Source organism: Asaia sp. SF2.1 (assembly GCF_000505765.1).
GTDB classification, from domain to species: domain Bacteria; phylum Pseudomonadota; class Alphaproteobacteria; order Acetobacterales; family Acetobacteraceae; genus Asaia; species Asaia bogorensis.
The window spans coordinates 11,138-15,399 of the sequence record NZ_AYXS01000049.1 but is presented as its reverse complement, the minus strand read 5'-3'; the positions used below and the strand labels follow the sequence as shown (position 1 = coordinate 15,399).

Below are 4,262 nucleotides of genomic sequence, written 5' to 3'. Positions count from 1 at the left end.
GAACATGCCCCGCTTGCCGCCACCGAGACGATGTATCAGGACGAGGACGGCAAGATCATCAAGGGGCTCTCGACCATCGGATGGAAATCGGTGGGCGTGCCTGGCACGGTGGCCGGGCTCGATCTTGCGTTGAAACGCTGGGGCCATCTGACACGGGCTCAGGTCATGGCACCCGCCATCGCTCTGGCCGGTGAAGGCTACACGCTCGAAGAGAATGACGTTCACCTGCTGAACACCTCGACCAAGGCCTTCATCAACGATCCCTACGCCTCGAAAATCTTTCTGCGCGCCGATCGCCAGCCCTTCACGATTGGCGAGCGCTTCAGACAGACCGACCTCGCCCGCTCGCTTCAGGCCATTGCCGACAAGGGGCCGGACGTCTTTTATCGTGGCTGGATTGCTGAAGAAACGGTGCGTGTCAGCAAGGCGAATGGTGGCTTGCTGACCATGGCTGATTTCGCCGCCTACAAGCCACGCATCATGGCGCCCATACGGTGCAGCTATCGTGGGTATCAGATTGATACCGCCCCCCCGCCGAGTGGCGGCGGTGTGGCATTGTGCGAAATGCTCAATATCCTGTCAGGCTACGACCTGAAAGCTGAGGGACTCTACAGCGCGCGCTCGACACATCAGGAAATCGAGGCGATGCGTCATACCTATTCCGACCGGCGCGATCTGGGCGACCCGGCTTTCGTCAAAAACCCTGTGGCCCATCTGATCGACCCGGCTTATGCCGCAAAAATTCGCGCCGCCATTCCAGCCGAAGAGGCGGTACCCTCTGCCAGCCTCGTGGCAGGCGACCCCCAGCCTGAAAAGCGCGAAACCACACAATATTCAATCATGGATCATTCGGGCTACGCTGTCTCGGTCACCTATACGCTCAATGGCTGGTTCGGGGCGAAGGTCATGGCAGGCAGCGCCGGTTATTTCCTGAATGACGAGATGGATGATTTTTCGTCCAAACCCGGTGAGCCGAACATGTTCGGCATTGTCGGCAGCAAGGCCAATGCGATTGCCCCCGGCAAGACACCGCTCTCTTCCATGTCGCCCACCATTCTCTCCAGAAATGGCAAGGCCATCATGGCCATTGGCAGCCCGGGCGGTTCACGCATTCCCACCATTACCCTCGCGGCGATTCTGGGGGTGGTCGATTACGGCATGACCATTCAGGAAGCCGTCGACATGCCCCGCATTCACGAGCAATGGCAGCCCGAAGCCGTCGAGATCGAACCCGGTGCCCTGTCAGAACCCGTCATCGCCACCCTGCGCGCTCATGGCTATACGATTGAGACGCATCAGCCATGGGGCTCAGCCGAAGGCGTTCTCGCTGGTGGCGCAAAGCTGGGATCGCATCCCGACGGGCGATTCTACGGCGGCTATGATCGTCGTCATGCAGGCGGTGGCGCGACAGGAGAATAAACGAGGCACCCTTCGCTTCCGAATTCAGGGCTTCCAAAGGGCGACTGCCCTTTGGCGGGGGATAGGGCAGAGCCCCAAGCCTGTTAGCGCGAAAGACCACGCCCTTTATCCCACAGGCGCAACCCGCGCAGCGCCAGATCGGCAATACCGGGCAGCAGGCGAGGCTGCATGAGACCAGGATCGAACGCCGTCATGCGACGGGCGTTTTCACGATAGCAATCCTCGACAAAGCCGCGGAAGGAAAAGCCGTCGAGAAACAGATTGGTCTGGGTGACGGCAAAATCGCGCCCGTCATTGGGCTCCTGACCACGTTTCACCATCCCAAGCAGGCGGCTGAGCGCGCGGATATAGAAACGTAGCGATTTGGCGGAACGCCTTGCGCGGCCAAGGCCGCGACGCTTTTCTCGCCAGGCCATATAGTTGATGAAGAAAACGATGTGCCGTGTTTCTTCGAACATCAGGATGTCGAAGATTTCGAACATCTTTTCGGGCAGAAACTGTGATTGACGGGCGCTTTTGAAAGCCCCGAAACCCAGAAAAGCGTCAAGGCACTCGCCAAAGCCAAAGTCGATGAAGGCTGTTTCGAGATCGGCAGGAAATTTCTCAAGCGGCTGCTTGCGCGCGTCCAGACCGTATCGTTCGATCATGACGCGAATCAGATCGGCGTGGCGCGCCTCTTCATAGCCTTGAAGCCGTACCGCCTCCTTGACCTCAGGATCGATGATCTGGGGAGTGAAGGCATCGACAATTGCACCGGCCCGGCGCTCGGTGTGATACACCTCCTGCCAGAACGGTACGGCGCCGAGCCGGGTCAGTTCCTCCTCTGTCAGCTCGGGCCACGGCAGGGTTTCCGGATCAAAAACCTGATGCGTATCGATAAACTGCTGACAGAAGTAATGCTTATGGGCCTCTGACCCCGGCTCAATCACACTCATGCAGGCGCGTGCTGCTCCTTATGCCCGAGGCGGGCGCGTACGGCCCCCGATGCTTTTCCCCACAGACGATAGGCAGCCAGCCCGGTCTTGACGAGTGTCGGTGTCGTAGTGGGACGCAGCAGGCGGTGGTCGTAACCAGAGAAGCGGCGGTCATTTTCATCAAGGCAAAGCTGCATCAGCTCTGGCACCTTGATGTCCATGTCCGTCATGTCCTTGGCGCCGGTCACGGTGAAATTGTTGTCCTGCGTGTGCTCGTTGCCCTCGGCATCGATCGAACGGGCCAGATCCATGCGCTCATAGGCGAGGAACGCCCAGACACCCAGAACACGCGCTTCGAAAACAGGGCGCTTCCACCACGGCATGGTGGCGCGATGCCAGGCCAGCCAGTTGGCGAAAAGCAGGATATGGCGACACTCTTCCTGCATCACAGGCTCGAACGTCTCGATCAGTTCCATGGGGAACAGACCGGCACGCTCGGCAAGGGCAAACAGACCGAAGGCAAAGAAGCTGTCCACACATTCCGAGAAACCGGTCACCAGATACGCCCACTCGGTGTCTTTCGGCTCGATATAGGGCGGCTCGGGGGCCATCGGGATGTTGTAGGCTTCAACGAGCTTGGAGAGCACCTCCTTGTGGCGGTTCTCCTCCCAGGCATTGCGACGCAGGGCGTCTTTCATGTCGGGATCATCGATCATATCGGCATAGGCCGCCATGCGCAGGCGTGCCTTGCCTTCGGTCTGCACAGCGATATCCCAGATCGGCAGCGAGGTGATGCGATGCAGGGTCTGCGGGTCGAGCTTCGGCCACTCGATGACCGAAGGCTTGTAAGGGTTGAAAGTCTCCCTGAACATGTCGGCCACGGCGCGCTTGTGTTCCTCGGTGCCCGGCTTGAGCGGGCCGGGAATGGCGCTGCTCCAGTGACGGGCTTCGAAATCGGCCTTGGCCAGGGTCTTGTCTGACGGCGCATCGGGAAGATGGCTGTAGAGTTGTTCAAGACGTGACATGAGAGAGACTTCCTCTTCTTATTCCTTGATATCGCTCATTTTACTGATGACACGCGAGACGAGACCATAGGCAATGGCCTCTTCTGCCGACATCCAGTGATTGCGGTCCGTGTCCTTGGCGATCTTCTCGTAGGACTGACCGGTTTCACGAGCAAACAGTCGGTTGAGGCGCTCGCGCATTTTGATGATCTCGCGGGCCTCGATATCGATATCGGTTGCCGGGCCACGAACACCGCCCATCGGCTGATGCAGCAGGAAGCGCGTGTTCGGCAGACACAGGCGACGCTCGGGACGACCTGCAGCAAAGATCAGCGCGCCAGCCGATGCCACCCAGCCCGTGCCGATCATGTTCACGGGAGCAATGGAATCCACAAAGCGGATCATGTCATGAATGGTGTCACCACTCTCGACATGGCCACCCGGTGAATTGACGTAGATATCGATCGGCTTGTCCGAAGCTCCGGCCAGTGCAAGCAGACGACCTGTGACATCACGGGCCACCTTATCGTTGATGCCGCCAAAGATCAGCACCTTGCGCTGCTCGAACAGCTTGCCCTCGATTTCGGTACCGGGGGCCTTTTCTGCGGGCTCCTTGGTCTCCGGGGAGTCGGGGTTCTGTGTATCGGGATCTTCATCATCGAGACGTGGTGCGATACGGAAGATGTCCTGAGGCGTCGTGCCACGCATTACGGTGTTCCTATGTCCATACAGCCTGTTCATCCCTTCTATGTTGCGCTTGATGGGCGGCCCTCACAAGAGCCCCGCCAATTTTTGCTGGGGATCAGGCATCTCGCCACGGGGGGCAGGAACGGTTAGGGTGACGCGAGCGCGGTGAACCCGGACAAGAAACTCATAAGGTCGATCAGAAGAAATGCAGAAAACAGGCTGGCTGCACAAAGGCCTT

4 protein-coding genes are annotated in these 4,262 nt (G+C 59.1%); 1 reads left to right on the top strand and 3 read right to left on the bottom strand.

Annotated features, from left to right (window positions below; translation table 11 throughout):
* Positions 1-1,419: gamma-glutamyltransferase (gene ggt / locus P792_RS33645; RefSeq protein WP_035440752.1), on the top strand; the 1,419-nt coding region annotated here is incomplete at its 5' end.
* An 83-nt stretch (positions 1,420-1,502) separates the two neighbouring features.
* Here the strand turns inward: ggt and P792_RS33640 are convergent.
* Genes P792_RS33640 through P792_RS33630 form a run of 3 tightly spaced genes read right to left on the bottom strand, consistent with a single transcriptional unit; the run spans position 1,503 to position 4,045 of the window.
* On the bottom strand, positions 1,503-2,354 hold the full coding sequence (locus P792_RS33640; RefSeq protein WP_031241487.1) for a hypothetical protein: 852 nt from the start codon (positions 2,352-2,354) through the stop codon (positions 1,503-1,505).
* Positions 2,351-3,358: a hypothetical protein gene (locus P792_RS33635; protein ID WP_023979737.1), complete on the bottom strand. Its 1,008-nt coding sequence runs from the start codon at positions 3,356-3,358 to the stop codon at positions 2,351-2,353. The genes P792_RS33640 and P792_RS33635 overlap by 4 nt, the downstream gene beginning before the upstream one ends.
* A gap of 18 nt (positions 3,359-3,376) precedes the next feature.
* The gene (locus tag P792_RS33630) at positions 3,377-4,045 is read right to left on the bottom strand and encodes an ATP-dependent Clp protease proteolytic subunit (protein ID WP_023979736.1); all 669 of its coding nucleotides are present in this window, start codon (positions 4,043-4,045) and stop codon (positions 3,377-3,379) included.
* Positions 4,046-4,262 lie beyond the last annotated feature (217 nt).

Excerpts from the sequence above, each read along its gene's own strand:
- P792_RS33635 (WP_023979737.1), bottom strand. The coding sequence starts at position 3,358 with ATGTCACGTCTTGAACAACTCTACAGCCATCTTCCCGATGCGCCGTCA.
- P792_RS33640 (WP_031241487.1), bottom strand. The coding sequence starts at position 2,354 with ATGAGTGTGATTGAGCCGGGGTCAGAGGCCCATAAGCATTACTTCTGT.
- P792_RS33630 (WP_023979736.1), bottom strand. The coding sequence starts at position 4,045 with ATGCGTGGCACGACGCCTCAGGACATCTTCCGTATCGCACCACGTCTC.